A 24454-nucleotide genomic window follows, 5' to 3' on the forward strand; every position below is an offset into this window, starting at 1 on the left:
TAGGGACCCGAGCACCCGCCGACTGTCACAGAACCCAGTTCACCAACCTGACGGAAGCGGCCGTCCTTCGGCGAATCCGGCAGCGGACTGAACACCGAGAACTGCCTTCTCGTGCAGCTCTTCGAGTGAGCGCGCACCCGCGTACGTGCAGGTACTGCGCACGCCGGAACAGATCTGATCGATCAGGTCCTCGACTCCCGGGCGCTCGGGATCGAGACGCATCCGCGAACTGGAGATACCCTCCTCGAACAATCCCTTACGGGCGCGATCAAAAGCCGTTTCGGTGGCGGTGCGAGCGGCAACGGCGCGCTTGGACGCCATGCCGAAGCTCTCCTTGTACGCATTGCCCGCCTGATCGACCTTGAGGTCGCCGGGGGACTCGTAGGTACCGGCGAACCACGAGCCGATCATGACGTTCGACGCGCCCGCTGCGAGGGCCAGTGCGACGTCGCGGGGGTGGCGCACTCCGCCGTCGGCCCAGACGTGCTTGCCGAGCTCACGTGCCGCTGCGGCACATTCCGCGACAGCCGAGAACTGGGGGCGTCCGACGCCGGTCATCATGCGCGTCGTGCACATAGCGCCCGGCCCGACTCCGACCTTGACGATGTCCGCGCCGGCCGCGATCAGATCACGGGCGCCCTGTGCCGACACCACGTTGCCTGCGACCAACGGGACGCCGAGGTCGAGCGCCTTGAGAGTGGTGAGCGCATCGATCATTCTCTGCTGGTGACCGTGCGCCGTGTCGACGACGATCACGTCGGCACCGGCGTCGACGAGTGCCTTTGCCTTGGCGCCCACGTCACCGTTCACACCCACCGCCGCAGCAACCCGGAGTGCGCCGCGCTCGTCGACTGCGGGATCGTATATTCCCGCACGAATCGCACCGGTACGGGTGAGGACCCCGGCAAGAGTGCCGTCTTCGTTGACGATGACCGCCAGCGGATCGTGCTTGGCTTCGAGGAGTTCGAACACCTCGCGAGGTGTAGCGGTGACCGGGGCGGTGACGAAGTCGGTGATGGCGACCGAGCGCAGACGCGTGAACCGGTCGACGTCAGCGCAGGCGGCCTCGGTGACTACACCGAGCGGCTTACCGTCCTCGACCACCACGACGGCGCCGTGAGCGCGCTTGGGCAGAAGCGCCAGCGCGTCGGAGACGGCGTCGTCCGGGCTCAAGGTGACCGGCGTATCGGCGACGAGGTGGCGGCTCTTGACGAATGCCACGGTCTCGGCGACGGCTTCGGTGGGGACGTCCTGCGGAATGATGACCAGCCCGCCGCGGCGGGCGACTGTCTCGGCCATACGGCGGCCGGCCACTGCGGTCATATTGGCGACGACGACGGGAATGGTCGTTCCGGATCCGTCGGAAGAAGTGAGATCGACGTCGAACCGGGAGGTGACCTCTGTCCGGTTAGGGACGAGAAAAACGTCGTCGTAGGTCAGGTCGTATGGGGGGCGTTGCCCTTCGAGGAACTGCACGTTTCACGAGCTTACCGTCGATTCCGCCGCGGCGCCCTCGGTATCGCGTGCCTGTGAGCGGGACAGAGCAATCGTGGTCATGATCATGACGGCGACAGCGCACCCGATGAGGGCAATTCCGGGGCCGTCGACGCGTAGGCGTTCGTCCAGAACCGTCATCCCCAGGAAGATAGCCGCAATCGGCTCGCCGATAGTGAGAGCGGGCAGCGACGCCGACAGCGGCCCGACCTGGAATGCGCGTTGTTGCAGGTAGACGCCGATCGCACCCGAGGCGATCAGCGCCCACGTCTGCCATGCCGAAATCACCCCGACGACGCCGTGTCCGAGTAGGTCGGTGACGTACTTGGTGAATGCGACCGCAATGCCGTAGAAGATACCGGCCGCGGAGCCGAGAAGCAGTGCGCGCCAACCGCCGTCGATTTTGGACAAGCCGCCGATGGTCGCGACCACGGCGACCGCGACCGTGATTGTCAGGGGCACAGCCCAATCGGACCACGGAGCATTGCTGTCACCCTCGGTAGGATCACCGACCACGAGGAAGATCGCCAACGAAATCGCGAGCATGATCGCCAGCGACCACGCCGAGCGGGTGATGCGGATACCCGAGAACTTGGCCGAGAGCGGCAGCGCGAACAGCAGCGAGGTCACGATCAGCGGCTGCACCACCAACACCGAACCCAACGACAGTGCAACGGCCTGCATGACGTAACCGCCGCCGTCGCCGATCAATCCGGCCCACCACCGAGGGCTCCGAATCAGCGACGCCACCAGCGCCTCGCCCTCGGGAACCGCCGACGCGGCCCGCTGCTGAGCGACGGAAGCGCACGCGAAGAGCAGTGCGGCGACGAGTGCGCAGAGAACCGAGATCAGTGGAAGATCACCCATGTCCTCAGTGTGCGCGCTTGCCCGACCGATTTCCGGCAGACGGCTTTCCTGCGCCAGGTGCACCCCGCCGCGGGGTCAGGCCCTTGGACGCCAAACGTTCCGAACGGGTCGGGACCGGGGTGCCGTCAGCACGGATCTTCTTCACACTCTTGGGGTCGGTGACGCGCCGCGAGGAGACGGCTCGCTTGTCGCCGTCCTTCTTCATCCGGCCTCCGGCAGCGGTCCGGCCTGCGGTGTCGTGCTCCTGGCGGCCACGCTTGGCGGTGTGCTTGACGGCGACGGTCGTATCAGGAGCCTCGACCGGAATGCCTGTCGGCTCCATTGCTCCGGTGATACGCGTGAGTTCCAGATCGTCGGGGCGGACCCGCACACCGTGAACCTTGATGCCTGCTTGCTTGGTCAACTTCTCGACCGCGTCACGTTCTTCGTCGGTGACGATGGTGACGACGACGCCCGATTCACCGGCGCGAGCGGTCCGACCGGCGCGGTGCAGGTAGTCCTTCGCCTCGGCCGGGGGATCGACGTGAACAACGAGGGTTACGTCGTCGACATGGATTCCGCGGGCCGCGACGTCAGTGGCGACCAGGACGGGAGTTGTCCCGTCGGAGAACGACGCGAGGGTCTTGGTCCGGTTGTTCTGCGTCTTACCGCCGTGCAGAGCGCCGGCAGAGACACCGATCAAATGTAGCTGCTGCGCAAGGCGATCCACGCCGTGCTTGGTCTTGACGAACATGATGGTCCGCCCCGCGCGCGAAGCGATATGTGCGACAACGGATCTCTTGTCGTCGCGGTCTACGAAGAGCAGATGATGCTCCATCGTCGAGACTGTGGCAACCGGGGGAGCAGTCGAGTGCGACGCCGGATTGCGCAGGTAACCCGCGACCAGATCGTCGACCTTGCCGTCGAGGGTCGCCGAAAAGAGAAGACGCTGACCATCTTTCGGTGTCGTGTCGAGAATCTTCGCGACCTCGTCGATGAAGCCCATGTCTGCCATGTGGTCGGCTTCGTCGATGGTCGTGATCACGACGTCGTCGAGCACCACCGCCTGCTGCTCGAGCAGGTCGAGTAGACGGCCGGGAGTGGCGATGAGCAGATCGACGCCCCTGGTCAAGATGTCGGCCTGGCGCTTGATCGGAACACCACCGACCGCGTTGGCCACACGCAAACCGATCTCGGTAGCGGCGTCGTCGAGTGCTTTGTGAATCTGGATCGCCAGTTCGCGGGTGGGAGCGAGCACCAAGCCGCGAGGACGATTCCGCTTGCTCGCCCCGCCCTTGAGGCGCACCAACATCGGAAGCCCGAATGCCAAAGTCTTTCCGGAACCCGTCGCGCCGCGCCCGAGCACATCCCGGCCGGCAAGGACATCGGGGATGGTGGCCGACTGAATGGGGAAGGGGGCATCGATGCCGCTCCGGCGCAACGCATGCACCATCACGGCGGGGATTCCGAGGTCGACGAACGAACGCCCTTCGGTCGAGGTGGGCGAGTCGATCGTCGATTCCTGCATTTGTCCAGGCTACCGGGTATCGGTAGACGCAGATAACCGCATCTACCGATACCCGCTGTGAATCAGGCCTCGATTTCGCTGCGGTCACCGCTCCACAGCGTGTGGAACTTGCCGGGCTTGTCGATTCGCTCGTAGGTGTGAGCGCCGAAGAAGTCGCGCTGACCCTGCGTCAGGGCGGCCGGCAGACGCTCCGCGCGCAGACCGTCGTAGTACGACAGCGAAGACGCAAACGCCGGTACCGGAATGCCGAGCATCGTCGCGGTGGCGACCACGCGGCGCCAGCTGTCGATGCCCGCCTCGATGGCCTCGCGGAAGTACGGCGCCAGAATCAGGCTCGGCAGGCTCGAATCCGCGTCGAACGCGTCCTTGATGCGGTTGAGGAACTGCGCACGGATGATGCAGCCGCCGCGCCAGATCGTTGCCAGGTCGGCAGGCTTGAGGTTCCAGTCGTACTCGGCGCTACCGGCAGCGATCTGGTCGAAGCCCTGCGCGTACGCCACGATCTTCGACGCGTACAGCGCGGCCTGGATGTCAGCGGCGAACTGCTCGGCGTCAGCCGGCTTGTCGCCGAGCGAACCCGAAGCCAAGCCCTGCGCCTGAGCTGCGGCGCGCTGATTGCGGCTACCGGACAGTGCGCGAGCGAACACGGCCTCCGCGATACCGGTGACCGGCACGCCCAGATCCAGAGCGGACTTGACCGTCCAGCGGCCCGTGCCCTTCTGCTCGGCCGCGTCGACGATGACGTCGACCAACGGCTTGCCGGTCTCGGCGTCGATCTGACGGAGCACCTCGGCGGTGATCTCGATCAGGTAGGACTCGAGCGTGCCCTTGTTCCACTCGGTGTAGACGTCGGCGACCTGACCGGCGTCGTACCCCAGCGCGTCACGGAAGAGGTTGTAGGCCTCGCCGATGAGCTGCATATCGGCGTACTCGATGCCGTTGTGCACCATCTTGACGAAGTGTCCACTGCCGTCGGGGCCGATGTGCGTGCAGCACGGTGTGCCGTCGACGTGAGCGGAGATCGACTCGAGAAGCGGGCCGAGAGCCTCGTACGACTCCTTCGGGCCACCCGGCATGATCGACGGACCGTTGAGTGCGCCTTCTTCGCCACCGGAGATACCAGCGCCGACGAAGTGCAGACCGCGGGCGCGGATCGCTGCTTCACGACGGATCGTGTCCGTGTACAGCGAGTTGCCGCCGTCGATGATGATGTCGCCGGGCTCCATGGCGTTCGCGAGTTCTTCGATGACAGCATCCGTCGGCGCGCCGGCCTTGACCATGATCAGGACGCGTCGCGGCTTCTGCAGTGCGGCAACAAACTCTTCGACGGTCTCGGTGCGCACGAAATCGCCCTCGGAACCATGCTCGGCGATCAGAGCATCGGTCTTGGCGATGCTGCGGTTGTGCAGGGCAACGGTGTGACCGTGGCGGGCGAAATTGCGGGCAATATTCGAACCCATGACGGCCAGGCCGGTGACGCCGATCTGAGCTCGGGGTGATTCGGTGCTAGTGGTTGACATGCTTACAGCTTTCCCTTTCGGTCCGCGGCTGTGAAATCCTGCGCTGTGCGCAGCCGAAAACTGTGCGGCCGCGACGCGCGTGAACATCAGACCGTGCATACAAAACACGGATGCAGATCACTTTAATTGCAGTGACCTGCATCCGTCTTGATAGAGCATCCGGCGCAGCCGGAAGGTTCTCAGTGTTCAGTTGTCGAGCCGCAGCTCAGCGCAGGTATTACCGCTGATCGCGCTTCGGGCCGTCGAATCCGTCATAGCTACGACGGTCGGTGCGGCTACGGAAGCCGCCACCGCTGGTCGAGGCTGCGCGGTTGTCGCCGCCGTCGCGGTTGCCCTGGTATCCACCGGATGAGCGGTTGCCCTGGTATCCGCCGCGGCTTTCGCCGTCGCGGTTGCCCTGGTATCCACCGGATGAGCGGTTGCCCTGGTATCCGGTCGAGGGGCGGCTGTCTCGGTCTCCGTAGGACGGACGGCTGTCACGGTTGCCCTGGTAACCACCGCTGGAGCGATCACCCTGGTAGCCACCGGATGAGCGGTTGCCCTGGTATCCGCCGCGGCTCTCGCCGTCGCGGTTGCCCTGGTATCCACCGGAAGAGCGGTTGCCCTGGTATCCGGTCGAGGGGCGGCTGTCGCGGTTGCCTTGGTAGCCACCGCTGGAGCGATCACCTTGGTAGCCACCGCGGCTCTCGCCGTCGCGGTTGCCCTGGTACCCACCCGAGGAACGGTTGCCCTGGTATCCGCCGGAAGAGCGGTTGCCCTGGTATCCGCCGCGGCTTCCGCCACGATCACCGAAGGAACGCTCGCCACGAGAAGAGCTCTCGCGCAACGGTTCTCCGGTCGGCTTCTTGGCGCCGGTGATACGAGCCAGCTCAGCAGAGCCCGGGGTGACGGGAACGGCAGCGGCATTGACGCCGGCCATTCCGGTCAGACGCTTGAACCCACGCTTCTGATTCGGGAGCACGATGGCAACGACGGTGCCCTTCTCGCCGGCGCGAGCGGTACGACCCGCGCGGTGCAGGTAGTCCTTGTGATCAGCCGGGGGATCGACGTGAACGACGAGGTCGATGCCATCGACGTGGATTCCGCGCGCTGCGACGTCCGTTGCGACGAGGACCGGGGTGCGGCCGTTCTTGAAACGCTCGAGGACGCGGGTGCGCTGGTTCTGTGCCTTGCCGCCGTGAAGCGACTCGGCAGCGATGCCGACTGCGCGCAGGCGATCGGTGATGCCTTCGCAACCGAGCTTGGTGCGAGCGAACATGATCGTGCGTCCGTCACGGGCGCCGATCTCGGAGAGGACGGAGTCCTTCTGTCCACGATCGACGAGCAGGACGTAGTGCTCCATCGTGTCGACGCTTGCGCGGCCGTCCTCGGTGGAGTGCGTGACGTGGTTTGCCAGGAACTGGCGAACGAGTGACTGGACCTCGCGGTCGAGGGTGGCCGAGAACAGCAGACGCTGTCCGTCAGCGGGGGTCTCGCCGAGGATCGAACGAACCTCGGGCAGGAAGCCCATGTCCGCCATCTGATCGGCTTCGTCGAGTGCGGTGATCTCCACCGAGTCGAGGATGCAGGTGCCCTGACGCAGGTGATCGCCCAGGCGACCCGGGGTGGCGACGAGGACGTCGACGCCGCGTCGAAGCTGGTCGACCTGCTTGGAGAACGGTGTTCCACCGACGGCGGGACGGACGGTGAGTCCGAGTGCACCGGCATAAGAGTTGAGGGACTCGACCACCTGGAATGCGAGCTCGCGGGTGGGGACCAGAACCAGCGCGCGAGGGCGCTTGGCAGCGGGGCGATCCTCGTGACGCGACAGGCGAGTCAGCATCGGCAGGCCGAAAGCGAGGGTCTTGCCCGAGCCGGTCTGGGCGCGGCCCAGAACGTTGACGCCGGCCAGCGCGTCCGGGATGGCAAGTGCCTGAATCGGTGACGGGCTGGAGATGGAGTTGCGAGCCAAAGCGGCAACAAGCTGCTCGGGCAGGCCGATCTCGGCGAAAGTGATACCCGGCTCGGTGGCTGCTTCTTCGACGGCGGGGGTGGTGATGGTGGTGTCTTCGATAACTACATCGGCGTCGATGTTCTCAGAAGACGACATTTGGACAGCGTTTGTCACGCGGAAACCTCTCCGGACTTCGGGCACGTCGCGGAGCGGAAGAAGCCATGCTGAAATACACGACAGTTCGCAAAGGGACGAGCCAGGGCACATGTCACCTGGCAATCCGAACGCATACTGCGGGGAATTGGGCTGTGTGCCGTTTAATGTTTACGGACCACGATGGTGGCCGAGGTCCACTCTACGCGACTGGCGGCACTTAAGTCAGGTAACCCCGCCTGTGACCTGCACTACTGCAGGGGTTTTGCTGGTCAAGACTCAGTAGGCGTTGAAAAGCAGGCGAAGTTCGGTGAGCCAGGGCACTGCCACAGCCACGGTGGGCACCACCAGAATGGCGACCGCCCCGAGATACGCAAAAATCGCAATCCGAGGATCGGCATCGTCAGCCGAGAGGCGCTGCACTCGAATGAGCGTTGACGGACCGCCCGCTGCCATCGCTCCGCGCGGTGCGGTCGATCCGGCACACGCGACCAGGGCTCGCGCCAGGGGAGTCGGTCCGGTAGCGCGGACTGCCGAATCGTCGGCGAGTAACTCCACCAGCAGCTGTACCGATCCGAGAGCCGACTTGCTACGGACGAAACGGGGGAACGCGTGGTTGACGGCGGTGAATGCCTCGAGGACTAGATCGTGACGAGCCCGCAAGTGCGAACGCTCGTGCGTCAGGATGGCCTTGACCTCGGCATGATCGAGGTTCTGCAAAGTGCCTTGACTGAGAACCACGCGTTGGCGCAGACCCGGAAGGCAGTAAGCGATCGGTTCGTCGACGTCGAGCACTCGCAGGTCGGGTGTGCGTTCGACCGAGGCGGGCATGGCGCAATCGTCGAGTAAGTCAACCAACACACGGTGACGTGCACGGCGACGCCTGGTCCTCACGGCGACCTGGATGACCGAGAAGATCAGCTTTGCGCCGATCAGAAGTGTCAGGGCAAAAACAACCACGTACAGAATCCACAGCGGCAACCCGAGAGCATCGATCTCGGCCGTCGGAGCCGTCGTCGGCCTTCCGTCAGCGCCGAGGACGAGCAGCTGGCTGGCAATGGCCAGGCCCGAACTGAATGCCGACAACACCGCAGCGATTGCGACCGCTTGCCACAGAACCAGGGCCGCGCGTGGAGCGCGGTAAGGCCACGTGGAGCGGCTCAGGAGTGCGGGTACCGGACCGGCAAGCAACAAGGCAAGCAGTCCGAAAACCAGTGCAGTAGTGGCGTTCATGTCCTACACATCATGCACGACGAATTCAGTTCGGCCTAGAAAATCCGGGCTGCGCAGCCTTTTTCGCGGACTCGCGCACCTCGAGCGCAGCGAGCGCTTCGCGGAGAGCATCTGCTTCGTCTGCATTGACCTGGCCCACGAAGTGAACGAGTGCCGCAGCGCGACCGCCGGACTCCGGAGCCTGGGCGAGAGCGTCGACCATCAGGCTCGCAACCAGTTCTTCGCGCTTGTTGACGGGAAGATAGCGGTGCGCGCGATCGTCACGCTGCTGAATCACCAGATGCTTCTTCGCCAGGCGCTGCAGAACGGTCATTACCGTCGTGTACGCCAATTCGCGATGCGTCGCGAGTGCTTCATGCACCTGTCGCACAGTTTGCGGTTCTGATGTGGACCACAAATGATCCATCACCGCGCGTTCGAGTTCACCTAGACCTGCCATTCTTCGATTCTACGGACTTCCACGACCAAATACGTACTACTGGTAGTAGTAACCGCCTCGGTGGGGGTGTGGTATTGGCCATAGTGATCTGCATGACGGTTACGGTGGTGAGAGCAGAGAGAAATGCCCGATACTGAGCAAGCCCACAGTCGATCCGCAGAAAGTAGCCGCACGTAGATGACGATCGACAGTTCGCCGGGCACCGAAGAATCCACATCACGGGCACGGGCAGTCGCGCAGAAGGCTGCCGACATCGTTCGTTTCGGCATTCGCGACGCACCGTTGACAGTCGTTCTACTTCTCACGATGTGGATCCTGGGCGCTGTCACCGGCAGTCTCGTGCACGGACCGTCCCGCGATCTCGAGCACGCGATCGGCGCGGGAATGGGCTCGATCCAGCACGGACGCATCTGGACTCCGCTCACCTCCGCCCTGTGGGCGGGAAACCTGCTCGGGTACATCGGTGCGAGCGTGCTCCTGATCGCGGTCGCTGCGCCCCTCGAGCGGCGCATGGGGACGGTCAAGCTCGCAATCGCCGGAGCGAGCACCCAAATCCTCGGTGTGCTCCTCGGACTCGGCTGGGCATCGTTCGCGAAGGTGTTCGACTCCAATTGGGGGTTCCGCCTACACGTCGGCTCCGCTGTCGGCGCGAGTGCATGGATCGTCGGCGCCGCCATGGCCGCCAGCTCGAACATGGGCACACTGTGGCGTCGACGCATCCGCGTCGGAACCCTGGCTTTGACCATCACCTTGGCCCTGTTCAGCGGCCAGCTTCAAGATGTCATCAGGTTCTTCGCCGCCGTCGTAGGTCTGGTGATCGGCCAGTGGGTCGTGGGACGGTCGGCTCGCGGTGAGCGAATTGCCGGGACCCAGCGGGAAGGTCGCGTCCTCGTGGCCATCGTCGTGGCGTCCAGTGCGATCGGCCCGATGATTGCCGCGCTGTCCCCGCAAGCGGTAGGTCCACTTGCCGTCCTCCGTGACCTCTTCCGCGGAGTTCCGTGGACGGTGGCCGAGGTTCGAGAACTGTGCGCCGAGTCCGCGTCGGACCCGGACTGTCGACGAGGACTCCTCGAGCTCAGACTCTCCGGTATCGGGCCGACCCTGCTCTCGCTGATGCCGTCGATTTTTGTCCTGGTGCTGAGCGACGGGCTGCGTCGTGGCCGGAGATTCGCCTGGATTGCGACGGTGTGCGCCCAGGTGGTCCTGCTCGTCCTCTCGATCGGGAACTTCGTCATCAGGTTCGTCGACGCCGTGGACAGCGACAGTCTGTTCTACGGAATCAGCGATCCGAACGTGTACCGGACGCTCGTGCCGTTCCTCACGCCGCTGTTCGTGCTGATCCTGTTGATCTCCACACGCCGATACTTCGACGTGGCGGCCCCGGCCAAGACATACAGACGCTTGGGCGTCGCGATCGTGACGTTGCTCGGGGTCCTCGCCGTGATCTACGTGGGCGGCGGAATGCTCGCCAGGCACGGGTTCGACCGCGAGCCCACTGTCACGATGCTGCTCGCAGACTTCCCGCAGCGCCTCGTGCCGCCGGTGTACCTGCAGTTGATCGACCCGCGCCTGCTTCCCGTGGACATCGAGTCGACGTTGCTGTTCGAGTGGACCGGCGTCGTGTTCTGGGGCGTTGCTGCCGTGCTGGTCTTCGTGAGCTTCCTCAAGCCCGTCAAGACCGCTGATCCGAAAGCCGCCGAACGTGCGCGATCGATGTTGCTCGCCGGCACCGGCAGTCCGTTGTCGTGGATGACGACGTGGAAGGGCAACACCTACTGGTTCAGTGCAGACGATTCGAGCTACGTCGCCTACCGCGTCATCGCCGGAGTCGCACTCACCACCGGTGACCCAGTCGGTCCTCCTGATCGGATGCGCGCAGCGATCGAGGGGTTCGCCGAGTTCGCGTCGTCGAACGGTTGGATTCCGTGCTTCTATTCGGTGACCGACGACGCGCGCACCATTACCGATTCCATGGGCTGGAGCGGCCTACAGGTCGCTGAGGAAACAGTGCTCGATCTGGGCGGAATCGCGTTCACGGGCAAGCGGTTCCAGGACGTGCGCACGGCACTGAATCGGGCGAAGAAGTCTGGGATCACGGCCGAGTGGATTTCCTTCCCGCACGCGCCTCTCGCGATCAAGGATCAGATCGTCGCGATCTCGGAAGAGTGGGTAGCGGACAAGGGGATGCCCGAGATGGGCTTCACTCTCGGTGGACTCGACGAGGTCGACGACGAGGCGGTGCGCTGCCTGATCGCCGTCGACCAGGATCGCACGGTGCACGGTGTCACGTCGTGGCTGCCGGTGCACCGCGACGGCAAGGTCGTCGGCTGGACCCTCGACTTCATGAGGCGACGCTCCGAAGGGTTCCGGCCCGCGATGGAGTTTCTTATCGCTTCTGCCGCACTGAAATTGGAGGAGGAGGGTGTCGAGTTCCTCAGTCTGTCCGGTGCGCCGTTGGCAACAATCGCCGCCGACTCCACTATGGACGCAGCCGATTCGAACGCAGCCGAACCTGAGGCCACGACCTTTTCGGCGATGATGGACAGCGTCCTCGATCTACTCGGTCGCACACTGGAACCGGTGTACGGCTTCCGATCGCTACTGGCCTTCAAATCGAAGTTCCAACCCCGGTACGTGCCGATGCACATGACGTTCGCCGATCCGGCCGCGCTACCGAGCATCGGCAACGCGGTCGGGCGGGCATATCTGCCTACCGTTTCGATCGGACAGGGATTCAAACTCGTTCGGACGATTCTAGGTCGCTGATTCGCGATCTTCAGGCGGGCTTGGCCGGCCCGCCGACAGCGCCGAAGACGTGCCGGGTGCCGATCGGGACGATCAGGGGCCGATCCGAGACCGGATCGTCGATAACCGCCGCTTCGAGACCGAACACCTCGAGCAGAAGTTCCGCGGAAATGATGTCCTTGGGGACACCCGAAGCGACGACGGCGCCGTCGCGCATCACGATCAGATGATCGCTGTACCGGACCGCGAGATTGAGGTCGTGCAGAATCATCACCACGGTGCGCCCCATTTCCTCGTGGAGTTGATCCACCAGGTCGAGGACTTCCATCGAGTGCGCAAGGTCGAGGTACGTGGTTGGCTCGTCGAGGAGCAGGATGTCGGTTCCCTGGGCGAGAGCCATCGAGATCCAGGCCCGCTGACGCTGGCCCCCGGACAATTGATCGACCGGCCGATCGGCGAGGTCCGAGACACCGGTCAGCTCGAGTGCTTCCGCGACCTCGCCCTCGTCGTCCGCGGACCACTGCCGAATCCACGACTGGTGCGGGTGGCGCCCACGTGAGACCAGATCGGCGACGGTGAGCCCTTCGGGCGCTACCGGAGTCTGGGGGAGCATTCCGAGGACCCGCGCGACTTCCTTGGTCTTCATCGAACTGATCGCCTTGCCGTCGAGGATGACCGATCCACCCTTGGGCTTGAGCAGACGGCCCAGCGCACGTAGAAGTGTCGACTTGCCGCAACCGTTGGGGCCGATGACCGTCGTGATCACGCCGGTGGGGATCTCCAGATCGAGTCCGTCGACGATGATGCGATCCCCGTATCCGAGCGTCAGATTCTGCGCGACGAGACGCGAAGGAGCGTCGGTGGACTGGGCGATGGTGGTCATGCTGTGACCTTCCGATTGTTACGAACCAACAGGTAGAGCAAGAACGGGCCACCCAATGCGGAAGTCACGATTCCGACAGGCAGTTCCACGGGCAGAATTGTCCTGGCAATGACGTCGCTGCCGACCACCAGTACAGCACCGGTCAGCGCGGAAGCCACGATGGGCGGGCCGGCAGAGCGCACCAGACGCATGGCAACCTGTGGCGCAGCCAGGGCGACAAAGCCGACCGGACCTGCTGCGGCGGTTGCGATGGCGGCCAGCGCCACTGCGGAGAGCAACAGTTTGGCCTGCGATGATTGCAAGCGAACACCGAGTGAGGTGGCGTTGTCGTCGCCCAACCGCAGTGCTCCCATGGTGAACGAGGCGATCACCGCGTAACCACCGACTACCGCGACAGCGATGGCTACCGGCCACATCTGATTCCAGGTGGCACCGTTGAGCGAACCGTTGAGCCACACCTGTGCGCGGGAAGCATCGTTGATGTCCGCCGAGATGAGGAGCCATCCCGTCGCTGCCACGAGCATGGCGTTGATGCCGATGCCGATCAGGATGAGGCGGAACCCCTCGACACCTTTGCGCCATGCCAAGGCGTAGATCACCACTGCTGTCAGCAGGCCGCCACAGAGAGCAGCCAACGGAATCCCCAGTGTGGCAAGTAGTCCCACGAACGACCCGCCACCACCGAGCACGATGAGAGCAACTGCGGCAGCGCTCGATCCGGCCGTGATTCCGAGGATGTCGGGGCTGGCGAGGGCGTTGCGAGCGATTGTCTGGGTGACCGCACCGGCGATGCCGAGCGCCATACCGATGAAGAGCGCGGTGAGCGAGCGAGGAAGTCGGAGGTCGAAGACGATCAGGTTCTGTGTCTTGCTTCCATTACCCAGGAGGACGGAAATGACATCGGGGATCGAGATCGGATAGTCGCCCCGTCCGATGTTGATGCAGAGCAGAAGGAAGAGTGCGACCGCGAGTGCAATGCTCACCGACACCGCGAGTGGACGGTAGACCAGCGAGAATCCACCGATACGAATCGACTTACGGGAGGGGACGGTCCGGGGGAGTACCCGGAGTTCTTGTTTGAGCGTCACAGACTTGCCAACTTCCTGCGGCGTACGAGAGCGATGAAGAACGGGGCGCCGAAGAGGGCTAGGATGATTCCGACCTGCAACTCGCCGGGGCGCACGACCACGCGACCGATGATGTCCGCGGTGATCAGCATGACCGCACCGAGCAAGCCCGCGTACGGGACCAGCCAGCGGTAGTCGGGTCCGGTGATGGCCCGGGCCACGTGGGGGACTACCAATCCGATGAACGCGATAGGTCCACACGCTGCGGTCGCGGCGCCGGTCAGCAGGGTGATCGCGATGATGCCGAGTGTGCGACTGAACGCGATATTCGTTCCCAACGCTTTCGCGACGTCTTCACCCAGGCTGAGGACATTGAGACCAGGCGTACTTGCCAGGGCGATGACCAAACCGAGTATCAGGAAGGGGAGGACCTGCCAGAGAACGTCGAACCCGCGACCGGACACCGACCCGACTACCCAGAAGCGGTAGGCGTCCAGGCTGGTCTGATCGAGGATGATCACGGCATTGGTCATGGCTTGCAGGAAGAACGCGACGGCGGCGCCCGCCAGAGCCAAACTCAGAGGACTTGCGCCGCCGTTTCCGATGGAGGACAAGCCGAAGACGACAATGCTGGCGACGAACGATCCTGCAAACGCGAACCAGAGGTACTGACTCGGAGCGGTGAAGCCGAAGAGGTAGATCGCCATGACTACGAAAAACGCAGCGCCGGCGTTGAGACCGAGTAGACCGGCATCCGCCAACGGGTTACGCGTGTGTCCCTGAATCAGGGCGCCGGCGATACCGAGTGCGATGCCGACAACAAGACCCAGGATGGTCCGCGGAGCACGCAACGTTCGCACGATGATGTCCGTCTGGGTGCCGTCCGAACTGAAGATGGCGTGGAAGATCTCGGCAAACGTCAACGGCCGAGCGCCCACCGCGATGCTCGCGAGCATGACGAGCGCGAGAAGAACCGTGAGCACCGCAAGACCGATCAGCCGCCGCCGACGAGTTGCCCCGACGCTGTTGTCGCGCGCGAGTTCCTCGAACCCTTCGTCGCGCGCCGTGGTTTCACGGACCACCTCGATTCCGGTTTGATCGAACGGCCTGCGCAGAGCCCGGCGAACACCGATGGGCTGCTTTGTCTTCGTGTCACGCGTGACCAGTCCAACCCATCCCTTTCCCGAGGTCCGGCCCGTGGCACCTTCGCGGAATCCGAGGTTCCACACAACGAGACCGACTGCGATGGCTATTGCCGTCCCACCGAATACGGCGCGGTCGGCTTCGCCGCCACCGTTTTCGTCTCGGAGCGACTGAACGATGTACCAGCCGACGAGCAACGGAAGCAGGAACACCCCCGCGTCGAAAATCCCAGCTAGGACACGCATTCGGACAGGAGCCGGGCCGCGCGGCACTATGCGCCGTCCGTAAGTCTCGCTGGGTCCTCGGGGATGTCCGTTCCCGAGAGGTTTGATCATCGTCACTGGCGGTTCGAGCTCCTGGTCTTTGTGCGCAGGGAATTCGCATCTTAGGTTACGGAACCCTATGTGGGTGTGCTCCCTGTGGGGCAAGTTTCCTGTGAATATGCGGTGCCCAGCGTCACAGTTCTTTACTCTTGAATTATGGTGAGGCTAACCTACATTAAGAACCACAAGACAACTTCGGCCGATTGGAGTGCACGGTGACAATCACCTTGACCACCCAGCATGCGGATGTTCGTGAATTCGAACTCCGGTCGAACGCATTGAGCCGCACCAGCGTTCGCCTACGAGCACTCAACCCTGACTATCCGCGCGTCTATGCGGTTGCCGCCATGGCAGGCGAAGGCAAACGGCGCTGGTGGCAGCTGAGGGAGGGCTTGTGTGGGGATCGGGTGCAACAGATGTTCGCCCGTTCACTTCAGGATCTCGACAGTGCTGAAGCTGCCGCGGTACAGGTTGCGACGTCGCTCATTCATGCCGTGGTCGGCAGAGTTGCTGCATCCATTGTCTCGGAGGGGTCTGCATGGGACCCGGGGCTCGAAAACCTGTTCATCCACATGGACAGCGACGGCGGAATCGACTGGGCCGGCGTAGTCGACGAAACGCTGCGCGTGGCCCCGAACGGGCAGGAGGCCGGAAGTGACGGCGTCGTCGACATGCCGTGCGAAGAGGCGCTCCTCATCTGGACTGCGCACCGTTGCCTGACGTCGCTCCGAGCCATCTACGACGCCGTGTCCAGATGTGCACCCGTCGACCAGTTCAGATTCTGGGGTTTGGTGGGGGAATCGATCCTGGGTGCAGCTGCCTACGTTCCCATCTTGGCCGGTGAAGGTGAATCGGCAGCGCAGCGCCGTGGGCAGGGATTGCTCGACGCCTTTGTCGCGGCAGGGCTGCCGGTTCGCGCGCGCCGCAAGGTCTCGCTGCGTCCTCGCTGGAATCAGTTCGACGAAGGGCTTGCTAAATTAGGTCAGCCTTGCCTATGATTGTGGAACACCTCGCGGAGAGTTACACACCGCGAGAGTGGCGAAACTGCCGGACCGCGCCGGAGTCCTGAGGGCTGCAGAGACTCCCGGTCCTTCCCACGGCGGGTTTCACATCGATTGATGTGAAACCCGCCGGTTCTTTTTCCAGACCTGATTCCAAGCTCGAGTTACCTCTCGTGTAATCAAGTAGGGAGTGGCAGCCATACCGGCGCCAGAGAATCACAGATGGAGATGGCATGGTCGACACTGCTGAGACCGCAGAGATGATGAAACGACTCGGAACGGGCTTCGACGCCACCATCGGCCTGGAGTACACCGAACTGAGCCCAGATCGTGTGCGGGCGCAATGGACGGTCAAGCCCACGCTGCACCAGCCAGCAGGGATTCAGCACGGAGGCGTGTACTGCTCGGTGGTGGAGTCTCTTGCCAGCGTAGGTGGCACCGTGTGGCTGGGTGAGCGAGGCCACGTGGTCGGAGTCAACAACAACACCGACTTCCTGCGTGCAACGCGGGAAGGCACACTCACCGCAGAAGCAACCCCGATTCATCGTGGACGCACTCAGCAGCTCTGGGAGGTTCGCATCACCGACGAGAACGACCGACTCGTTTCCAAGGGACAGGTTCGCCTCGCGAACATCACCGAGGTGGCGAAGATCGGAAACTGACAACACGACGAAGGGCGGCAATGGAGTTGAACTCCACTGCCGCCCTTCGTCGTTCACTCAGGTGCTGATCAGCCGGCAGCCTTCTGTTGCTTGCTCGCCGTCTTCTTCGACTCGCCGTTGGAAGCGCTGCTGGACTCCGTCGCTTCCTTGTTCTTCTTCTCCAATTCGCCCATCGCGTTTCGCGCGAAGACCTGCTGCTCGGTGGACGCCATCTGAGCACGGCCACGCCCGAAGAACGTCACCGCCCATGACAAAAGCGTCGAGGCGCGCGAACGGAACCCAACTAGGTACAGAAGGTGAATTGCCAGCCAGGCAACCCAACCGATGAAGCCACTGATCTCGAGCTTGCCCACCTTGGCTACCGCGCTGAAGCGCGAGATCGTTGCCATGCTGCCCTTGTCGAAGTACTTGAACGGAACTCGCGCCGAGGGGGACTGGCCATTCAGTTCAGCCTTGATCTGCTTAGCCGCGTACTTGCCGCCCTGCATGGCGACCTGAGCCAAACCGGGAAGCTTGTCGAGCGACATCATGTCGCCGATGACAAAGACATTGGGGTGTCCGGGAAGCGACAGGTCAGGATTGACCATGACGCGGCCGGCGCGGTCGGTTTCCCCGCCGCTCTGCTCTGCGAGCTGCTTGCCGAGCGGGCTCGCCTGAACTCCGGCAGACCACACCTTGCACTGCGACTCGATACGGCGAAGCGTGCCGTCCTTCTCCTTGATGATCAGACCGTCGTTGTCGACGTCGGTGACCATCGCGTCGAGCTGGATCTCTACGCCGAGCTTCTCGAGCGTCTCGGCTGCCTTACGGCTGAGCTTGCCGCCGTACACGGGCAGGACTGCAGGCGCGCCGTCCAGGAGCACAACACGTGCCTCACGGGGATCGATCTTACGGAAAGCACCGTCGAGCGTTCGGCGGGAAAGCTCGGCGATCTGTCCGGCCAACTCCACGCCGGTGGGGCCGGCGCCGACCACGACGAAGGTCAGCAAGCGTGCGCGCTCGGCAGGATCGTCCGACAGCTCGGCCTGTTCGAACGCGCCGAGGATACGTCCACGCAGTTCGAGTGCGTCGTCGATTGTTTTCATGCCCGGGGCGAACTCTGCGAACTGATCGTTACCGAAGTACGACTGACCGGCACCTGCTGCCACGATCAGACTGTCGAATGGCGTTACCGTGACGCGTTCGAGCAGGCGCGAGGTCACGGTCCGGTTCTCGAGATCGATCGTCTCGACTTCACCGAGCAGTACCTGGGCGTTCTTCTGCTTGCGCAGCACGAGCCTCGTAGCGGGAGCGATGTCCCCGACCGAGAGGATGCCGGTGGCAACCTGATAGAGGAGAGGCTGAAACAGATGGTGGGTTGTACGCGCGATCATCGTGATGTCGGCATCGGCTTTTTTGAGAGCCTGAGTGCCGAACAGTCCTCCGAAGCCGGAACCGATCACCACTACGCGGTGGCGGTGCGGTTCAACCGACTGGATGCTCATTCCGTACTCCTCGAGTTCTAGGCGACAGTCCTACGGTAGTCCCACCGCGGCCGAGCTTCTCTGTGAGCAGTCCGCCGAACGCAGCTGGGTCCGAATCGATCAAGCGGCCCCGGAGGTGATCACTCCCGATGCGATCGGCTTCGCCGAACCGGGGGTGATCACCACTTTGTCGAGGTGTCAGCTACTGGCGGACCGACAAGATGAACAGCGCGATGCACCCGCCGACGAAAACCAGGATCGACAGGGCCACCGACGCATACCCGACACCTACTCCAATTGCTGCCCAGTCCATGTGCCCAACCTCTCGTGTGCTGCGATCCGGGAATCAGATCACATTTGCCTAGTGACATCACACCCTATTGATCCCTACTTCCGAAACCCGGCACGCCCAACGATTGACATGCAAGTAAACGCTTGCATATTGTGAAGTTGTGGACGACCGGATGAATGCAGTGTTCAAAGCTCTTGCCGATCCAACACGGAGGCTTCTCCTGGACCGCTTGTTCGTAGCCAACGGTCAGTCGCTCGGCGACCTGTGCGACAGCCTCGACATGAGTCGACAAGCTGTCACGCAACACCTCACCGCGCTGGAGGATGCAAATCTGATCAGCACGGTGAGGCAGGGGAGATCCAAGCTTCATTATCTCAATCCCGTTGCGCTCGAAGAAATTCGAGAGCGATGGATCAACAAGTTCGAGGTACCGCGCCTGAATGCGCTCAGTGCCGTCAAGAAACTCGCGGAGGAAGCCATGACCGACAAGCCCAGTTTTGTGTATGTCACCTACATCGCCAGCACGGCCGAGAACGTCTGGAAAGCACTCACGGATGCACAGGCCACTGCGGAGTATTGGGGACACAGTAACGTCTCCGATTGGCAGCCAGGATCGACGTGGGAGCATCGCCGGATCGACGGTTCGAACGTCGCGGACGTAGTCGGCACCGTAGTCGAGAGCAACCCACCGTCGAGGTTGGTCACCACCTGGGCCGATCCGAACGGCGAACCAGGCGTCGACATCTCGCGGGTGAGTTTTGATATCGAAGCCTTCGGCGCGATTGTGCGACTGACCGTCAAGCACACCGATTTGGCGGACGAATCGGCTCGCATGGAGGTCGCGGGCGGATGGTCGGCGGTGTTGTCGAACCTGAAGTCCTACCTCGAGACCGGGAACACTCTTCCAGTGGCGCCGTGGGAGATGCCGGTCGGTTGACGGGTGTCGACCAGGACAAACGAGCCCCCTGAACACGAGGAGATCGCCGTACTTCTGTCCGAACTGTCGGCCCAGCCTCAGCGGTAACTTTGCCGGTCGTGACGTCGACCAGCCTCGGGGGTGCGGCACCGGCCCTCGCAGCCGGTGACACGCCGAATCTTTCCGGAGCGCCTCGATCGTTTCCGTCACATTCCGTTCGCCGACGTTCGATCCACAACAGTGCGGGATGTCCTGTTCCGCAAGGCAACCGGGAAGTATGTCCTGGGTTGCGACTACTCGGGCGGGTTCCGACGTTCACCCTGGAACAGGGGATCGAGGCCACCGCACGGTGGCTGGCCGTGCGGTCGCACCTGCTGAATTCGATGTCGCCGAACGTCAGCCTGTCGGGTCGCCGTCGAGGGTGATGTTGTTGCTGCGAAGCCAGAAGGTGGTGTCGGGATTCCATCCGGCGAGCACAGTGGCACCCGAGTTGGCCGACAGGGGGATCGCGATGCCCGGCGTGGTCAGGTACGCCATCATCGTCAGGTGGACGGCGTCGTAATCGTCGGCCACTAATACCCAATCCGGGATGAACCAGTCACGGTATTGACCGGTGGTGTCATGCCAGTCGGAACGACGTGAAGCGGGCACTGCCAGGGGATAGGTGTCGACCAGAGTCGCCCAGTCCGATGGACCGGCGATTTCATAGATGCGGGGCGTGCCGGTGATCCTTACAGGCTGCACCCGAGCCTCGTTCGACGAGCTGTCTTCTTCGAGAAATACTCCGAGCGCTCCGATGCCGTCGCGACTTCTGGTCGTTCGCGTAGTGCCGTTGGCAGATGGGGTGGACCACCATTCGCCTCCGATATGCCGGTCGGGATCTGCGATCTGATATTCGAGAAACCGACGTTCGGTATCGAGCGCCTCTTCACGCCACTGTTCGAGGCCGTCCTTTGTACGGTAAATCCGCACGGGTAAGTCGGACCAGCCGTAGATGGGATTTCGCTTCTCAACCAGATGCTGGTTCAGGAGGTCAACCGGCTCGGTCCACCAGGCGGAGTGCGGCGAGCCGAGAAGGGTCCGGGCGATCGGGCGTAATGCCGCAATGACCTCGGGGCGCACGAAGATCAGGTCTTCCTCGTCGGGTGGCTCCCAGTAGCGTGCACAATCCACGGCATACGTGAGACAGTGCAGAATCTCGAGTTCCGACATTTCGGTGATTGCTCGGACATCGACAGTGTCGAGTACTTCAAGCGCATGTTCCGTCGATTGAGGCCAGTGTCTACCGGATGTGCGTGCGTCGGCGTGGCACGCGTACCCGACGTTCGCGCAGAACCGACGACCGCGCGGTGAGCCGAGGACAAGCGCCACAGAATCCATGGGGGTAAAGCTAGCGGACGAGCTGACGGGGGACGTTCGAATATCCATTACTTGACATAATGTAGATTATCGGCAAATTCTCGACCTGGCGATATTCGGCTTACGCTCGCTTCTTGCAACCTGCTTTGTCGCCGCCTGCTCATGTCTATCTATCAATGCATCTGCAGACTGTCCTGCGTTTCTGTCCGAGACCCTGGACCGCCTTGCGTGACTTGATGATTACGACTCGGCGGTCGCCGGCCGAGTCGCTGCCGGCCACCGCCTGGCGTGGCCGCGTTACCTAGTCGCTCACGAAGCAAGATCGACCAACAAGCCGTCTGATGTGGATTGATGTTGATGAACGAGTCTCGCCCACTTCCAGCCACCCAACCCTAATTCGTCACAGTGACGTATTAGGGTTGACCGGCTGGGAGCGAGCGCAGTTCCATTGTCATCGCCACGGACTACTATCGCCGCATGTGTTGTATTCGACCGGCCACTTCTCACGATCAGTGGCCGCGATGAGCGACACACCCAAGGTCGTGCACCGCTGGCTCGCAGTGCCAGACCAGTTCGACCGATTCACGCGATTCTTGCGCGACAACGGAATTCTGATGCCGACTCGGATAGGAATCGGCGTATTGGTTTTCCTTCTTGGCGTCACGATTCTGCTGAAGCGACTGGGCACCGACTCGGTACAGACAATCGGATTTCCGTTGGACGCCGTCATCGCAGTGCTTGTGATGATCGGCGGAATTGCCCTGCCGGTCATTGCGACCACCCGTGAAAAGTCGTATTTCTTAGTCGTTGCCGGGGACTTCGCTGTTGCGGTGATCGTGCTGACCGAGGCGAATCCGGATCAGCGATTGCTCGGATGTCTCGTCTTCGGGCTCGTCGGCTCGTATGTAGCCTTCTTTCACAATCTTCGAGCGCAACTGTGGCACTTGCTGTGGTCCGGGGCGGTCATTGTTGTCGCCAGCATCGGGGTCTTCACGGATGCGCCTTCGTCAGCCTCAGACGCACTGGGACGCATTGCCTTTGCCATCCCTGTCATCACTGTCATACCGGTCGTCACGCAGATTGCTCTGGCGCTCCTGAGCAACGACGCACAAAGCTCCGAACTCGATCCACTGACGGATCTGCTGAATCGGCGTGGACTGGCGCGGCGGACTTCCGAACTCCTACAGGCAAAATCCAGCCTCGATCAGTCTCTGCTGGTTGTAGTGATCGACATCGACAATTTCAAACACTTCAACGACACCTACGGTCACGACGTGGGTGACCGCGTCATCCTGCGGACCGCGTATCGACTCTACGACTGGGCCAGATCGGACGCAGCGATCGCTCGTATCGGCGGTGACGAGTTCGTCGTCGTTCAGATAATGCCGTTGCCCTATGTCGGCGATTTGCTCGCGCGGATTCACCCCGTCATGAACTCCCCTACGGGCGAACCACTCTCGACGACGAGCATCGGCATAGCCGTACACAACGGCGGCTGGCCGGACGTGCAGGCAGCAGAAAGCGGCCTGCACGATCTACACCGCCTCGCCGATTCGGCCATGTACGAAAGCAAGAGGATGGGCGGAAATCACGTCCATTCCATCGTTCTCACTGATCACCAGCCACAACGCTTCGGCGGTCGTTCAGTCCTCTGAGTCGTCGATCAGATGCATCGCAGCTTCCTCTGCCGACGCTGCGCCGCCGTCGATTCCGACGTCTCCTGCAATGAGTTCGCTTTCCTCGTCCTCGTATCGGCCCTCGTCTTCGGCAACGAGACGCCCGACGCGGCGGTTACCCACTTCGTCACCGTTCGGGAATTCTTCTTCCCGTTCGAATTCGTCGGCATCGGCCGGATCCTTCAGCGGATCACCCAGCGACGCGTACGGATCGGGTTCTTCCTCGGCCAGGCGCTCGTCGAGGGTCTCCCCCGCTGATTCCTCGCTGCCTGTCAGCCCGTGGGCATCAAGTCCCAGTGGGCGTTCCGGTGGGGAGATTCCCTCGTCGAGAATGTCGTCGACGCCTCGATCGATCAGAGTGTCTTCGGGTTGAAGCTGGTCGTCGGGATCGAGACTGTAATCGCCATTGCCGGCCGCGCCGGTGTCATCCGTGTCGCTCATACACTCAACGATGCCACGGGCACACAGAGTTGGCCACGTGCCGCGCCTGCTCGATACATCACGCCGGAGATCTTCAGCACGACCGTGGCGCGGGCACTCCGTCGAATCTGTCCTGTAGATACTCGAATGCAGTGGGCAGACCGAGGACCGCGGTGGTGAGGTGGTCAGGGCTGGGGAACAGTTGGGATTGAATCGTTGCTCCCGCGGCGCAGTACCTCGAAATGGTGTTGACCACCGAGTCGATGGGAATCAGCACGTCGTCGGGCGTGTGCCATTCGAACACGGGGGCGGTCGGCACTCCTGGATAGAGTTCGACACTGTTGTCGTCCATCACCTTTCGCACTTCAGGACTGGACAACAGGGAAGTCGACGTCGACACCTGGGAAGCGCTGCGCCCGGCGCCGACTCTCAGAATGTCGTTGGTGCAGGCGTTGGTGAGTTCGGACCGCATCGACCGACCGAGGTCGTTGAGTTGGTTACTGAGCGGCAAGAGGTCGGGATACTCCCGCTCGAGGCCCATCGCTGCGGCAAAGGCGAGTCCGAATGCCGGGTGTGGATCTTGCCCGAGTCCGTTGGCCATCTTGGCTAGATTCATCGGAACGCCGCCTTCGGCAACACCGACGAGGTTGACCTCGGGTGCGTAGGTCGGCGCCAGCGCCGCTGCCCACGCGGTGGCCATACCACCACCGGAGTATCCGGCGATGCCGACTGGGCTGGTGCCGCTACGCAATTCGGGGATTTTCTGGACGGCGCGTATGCCGTCGAGCGTGATCTGTCCCCCGAGTCGTGCGGCGCCGTATGCGCTGTTGGGTCCGAGATGGTCGGGAAGCGCGATAGTCCATCCACGCTGCAGAGCGACGTTGAGGATGGGTGCTTCACGGATGACGATGTTGGGATCCGATGCGTAGAGCGCGCGCGATGGCGCACAACCTGTTCCGAGTGCGTTGACGATGTGCTGATAGGAGAGCAAGGGGCCGTCTTGCGCTTGATTCGGAGGGACCAGGATAGTGCTGACCGCGGCAATCGGCTTGTTCTCGGAGTTCGTGGACCGATAACTGACCTGCCAGATCGCGACGCCCGGAAAAGTCATCAGATCGGGGGCTCGCCGTACGGAGATCGGCGTGCCGGCACTCCCCTCGGCTGCTGCTTGCGAATAGAACGGGTCCGGGTCCGGTGCCGGATACGCGGGATCTGCCTGTGCAGTCCACCCGGAGAGCAGTGTGGCGGTCAGCGCGGCGGCAGTCAGCATCGATCCGGTAAACACGCGTTTGGTTCGTAGATTCAACGTTTTCCCCTCGTCCGGACCCATGCGAGATCCATCACCCTGTATGTTTCAC

At 62.9% G+C, this 24454-nt stretch carries 19 protein-coding genes; 5 read left to right on the forward strand and 14 right to left on the reverse strand.

The features are described from left to right. Positions 1-39: 39 nt before the first annotated feature. The 7 genes from QM716_RS14130 to QM716_RS14160 form a co-directional block, all read right to left on the reverse strand. On the reverse strand, positions 40-1476 hold the full coding sequence (locus QM716_RS14130; RefSeq protein ID WP_283304695.1) for a GuaB1 family IMP dehydrogenase-related protein: 1437 nt from the start codon (positions 1474-1476) through the stop codon (positions 40-42). A 3-nt stretch (positions 1477-1479) separates the two neighbouring features. Further along, positions 1480-2361, reverse strand: a complete 882-nt coding sequence (locus QM716_RS14135) for a DMT family transporter (protein ID WP_283304696.1) — start codon at positions 2359-2361, stop codon at positions 1480-1482. A 4-nt stretch (positions 2362-2365) separates the two neighbouring features. Further along, positions 2366-3868 carry a DEAD/DEAH box helicase gene (locus QM716_RS14140; protein WP_283304697.1) on the reverse strand — a complete coding sequence of 501 codons (1503 nt, stop codon included), beginning with the start codon at positions 3866-3868 and terminating at the stop codon, positions 2366-2368. Positions 3869-3930: 62 nt separating this feature from the next. After that, positions 3931-5388: an NADP-dependent phosphogluconate dehydrogenase gene (gene gnd / locus QM716_RS14145; protein ID WP_283304698.1), complete on the reverse strand. Its 1458-nt coding sequence runs from the start codon at positions 5386-5388 to the stop codon at positions 3931-3933. Positions 5389-5605: 217 nt separating this feature from the next. Beyond that, positions 5606-7495 (reverse strand): DEAD/DEAH box helicase, encoded by a 1890-nt coding sequence (locus QM716_RS14150; RefSeq protein WP_502942041.1) that lies wholly within the window; start codon positions 7493-7495, stop codon positions 5606-5608. A 258-nt stretch (positions 7496-7753) separates the two neighbouring features. Beyond that, on the reverse strand, positions 7754-8707 hold the full coding sequence (locus QM716_RS14155) for a M56 family metallopeptidase (protein ID WP_283304700.1): 954 nt from the start codon (positions 8705-8707) through the stop codon (positions 7754-7756). A gap of 25 nt (positions 8708-8732) precedes the next feature. Next, on the reverse strand, positions 8733-9146 hold the full coding sequence (locus tag QM716_RS14160) for a BlaI/MecI/CopY family transcriptional regulator (RefSeq protein ID WP_283304701.1): 414 nt from the start codon (positions 9144-9146) through the stop codon (positions 8733-8735). Positions 9147-9323: 177 nt separating this feature from the next. Between QM716_RS14160 and QM716_RS14165 the strand changes: the two genes are divergently transcribed. After that, positions 9324-11912 carry a bifunctional lysylphosphatidylglycerol flippase/synthetase MprF gene (locus QM716_RS14165; RefSeq protein ID WP_283304702.1) on the forward strand — a complete coding sequence of 863 codons (2589 nt, stop codon included), beginning with the start codon at positions 9324-9326 and terminating at the stop codon, positions 11910-11912. A gap of 10 nt (positions 11913-11922) precedes the next feature. On the opposite strand, the gene QM716_RS14170 is transcribed toward QM716_RS14165, so the two are convergent. The 3 genes from QM716_RS14170 to QM716_RS14180 are packed head-to-tail and all read right to left on the reverse strand — an operon-like array spanning position 11923 to position 15319. Beyond that, positions 11923-12774 carry an ABC transporter ATP-binding protein gene (locus QM716_RS14170; protein ID WP_283304703.1) on the reverse strand — a complete coding sequence of 284 codons (852 nt, stop codon included), beginning with the start codon at positions 12772-12774 and terminating at the stop codon, positions 11923-11925. Further along, positions 12771-13862 carry a FecCD family ABC transporter permease gene (locus tag QM716_RS14175; RefSeq protein ID WP_230815623.1) on the reverse strand — a complete coding sequence of 364 codons (1092 nt, stop codon included), beginning with the start codon at positions 13860-13862 and terminating at the stop codon, positions 12771-12773. The genes QM716_RS14170 and QM716_RS14175 overlap by 4 nt, the downstream gene beginning before the upstream one ends. Next, the gene (locus QM716_RS14180; RefSeq protein ID WP_283304840.1) at positions 13859-15319 is read right to left on the reverse strand and encodes a FecCD family ABC transporter permease; all 1461 of its coding nucleotides are present in this window, start codon (positions 15317-15319) and stop codon (positions 13859-13861) included. Before QM716_RS14180 ends, QM716_RS14175 begins: the two co-directional genes overlap by 4 nt. Before the next feature lie 203 nt (positions 15320-15522). Between QM716_RS14180 and QM716_RS14185 the strand changes: the two genes are divergently transcribed. Next, on the forward strand, positions 15523-16305 hold the full coding sequence (locus QM716_RS14185; protein ID WP_283304704.1) for a hypothetical protein: 783 nt from the start codon (positions 15523-15525) through the stop codon (positions 16303-16305). 236 nt (positions 16306-16541) lie between these two features. Beyond that, positions 16542-16970 (forward strand): PaaI family thioesterase, encoded by a 429-nt coding sequence (locus tag QM716_RS14190; protein ID WP_003945020.1) that lies wholly within the window; start codon positions 16542-16544, stop codon positions 16968-16970. A 68-nt stretch (positions 16971-17038) separates the two neighbouring features. On the opposite strand, the gene QM716_RS14195 is transcribed toward QM716_RS14190, so the two are convergent. Beyond that, positions 17039-18454 carry an NAD(P)/FAD-dependent oxidoreductase gene (locus tag QM716_RS14195; RefSeq protein ID WP_283304705.1) on the reverse strand — a complete coding sequence of 472 codons (1416 nt, stop codon included), beginning with the start codon at positions 18452-18454 and terminating at the stop codon, positions 17039-17041. 443 nt (positions 18455-18897) lie between these two features. Here QM716_RS14195 and QM716_RS14200 point away from each other — a divergent pair, with 443 nt between their 5' ends. Beyond that, the gene (locus QM716_RS14200) at positions 18898-19662 is read left to right on the forward strand and encodes an ArsR/SmtB family transcription factor (protein ID WP_283304841.1); all 765 of its coding nucleotides are present in this window, start codon (positions 18898-18900) and stop codon (positions 19660-19662) included. Positions 19663-20037: 375 nt separating this feature from the next. On the opposite strand, the gene QM716_RS14205 is transcribed toward QM716_RS14200, so the two are convergent. Further along, positions 20038-21021, reverse strand: a complete 984-nt coding sequence (locus QM716_RS14205) for a hypothetical protein (RefSeq protein WP_283304706.1) — start codon at positions 21019-21021, stop codon at positions 20038-20040. A gap of 500 nt (positions 21022-21521) precedes the next feature. On the opposite strand from QM716_RS14205, the gene QM716_RS14210 reads away from it, so the two are divergent. Continuing rightward, positions 21522-22655 carry a GGDEF domain-containing protein gene (locus QM716_RS14210; RefSeq protein ID WP_283304707.1) on the forward strand — a complete coding sequence of 378 codons (1134 nt, stop codon included), beginning with the start codon at positions 21522-21524 and terminating at the stop codon, positions 22653-22655. Here QM716_RS14210 and QM716_RS14215 read toward each other — a convergent pair. Further along, positions 22644-23117, reverse strand: a complete 474-nt coding sequence (locus QM716_RS14215) for a DUF5709 domain-containing protein (RefSeq protein ID WP_003945009.1) — start codon at positions 23115-23117, stop codon at positions 22644-22646. The two genes, QM716_RS14210 and QM716_RS14215, sit on opposite strands and share 12 nt — an antisense overlap. Positions 23118-23190: 73 nt before the next feature. Next, positions 23191-24366, reverse strand: coding sequence for a lipase family protein (locus QM716_RS14220; protein ID WP_283304842.1), 1176 nt, complete (start codon positions 24364-24366; stop codon positions 23191-23193). Between the last annotated feature and the right edge of the window lie 88 nt (positions 24367-24454).

The organism is Rhodococcus sp. IEGM 1409 (assembly GCF_030056735.1).
GTDB lineage: Bacteria > Actinomycetota > Actinomycetes > Mycobacteriales > Mycobacteriaceae > Rhodococcus_F.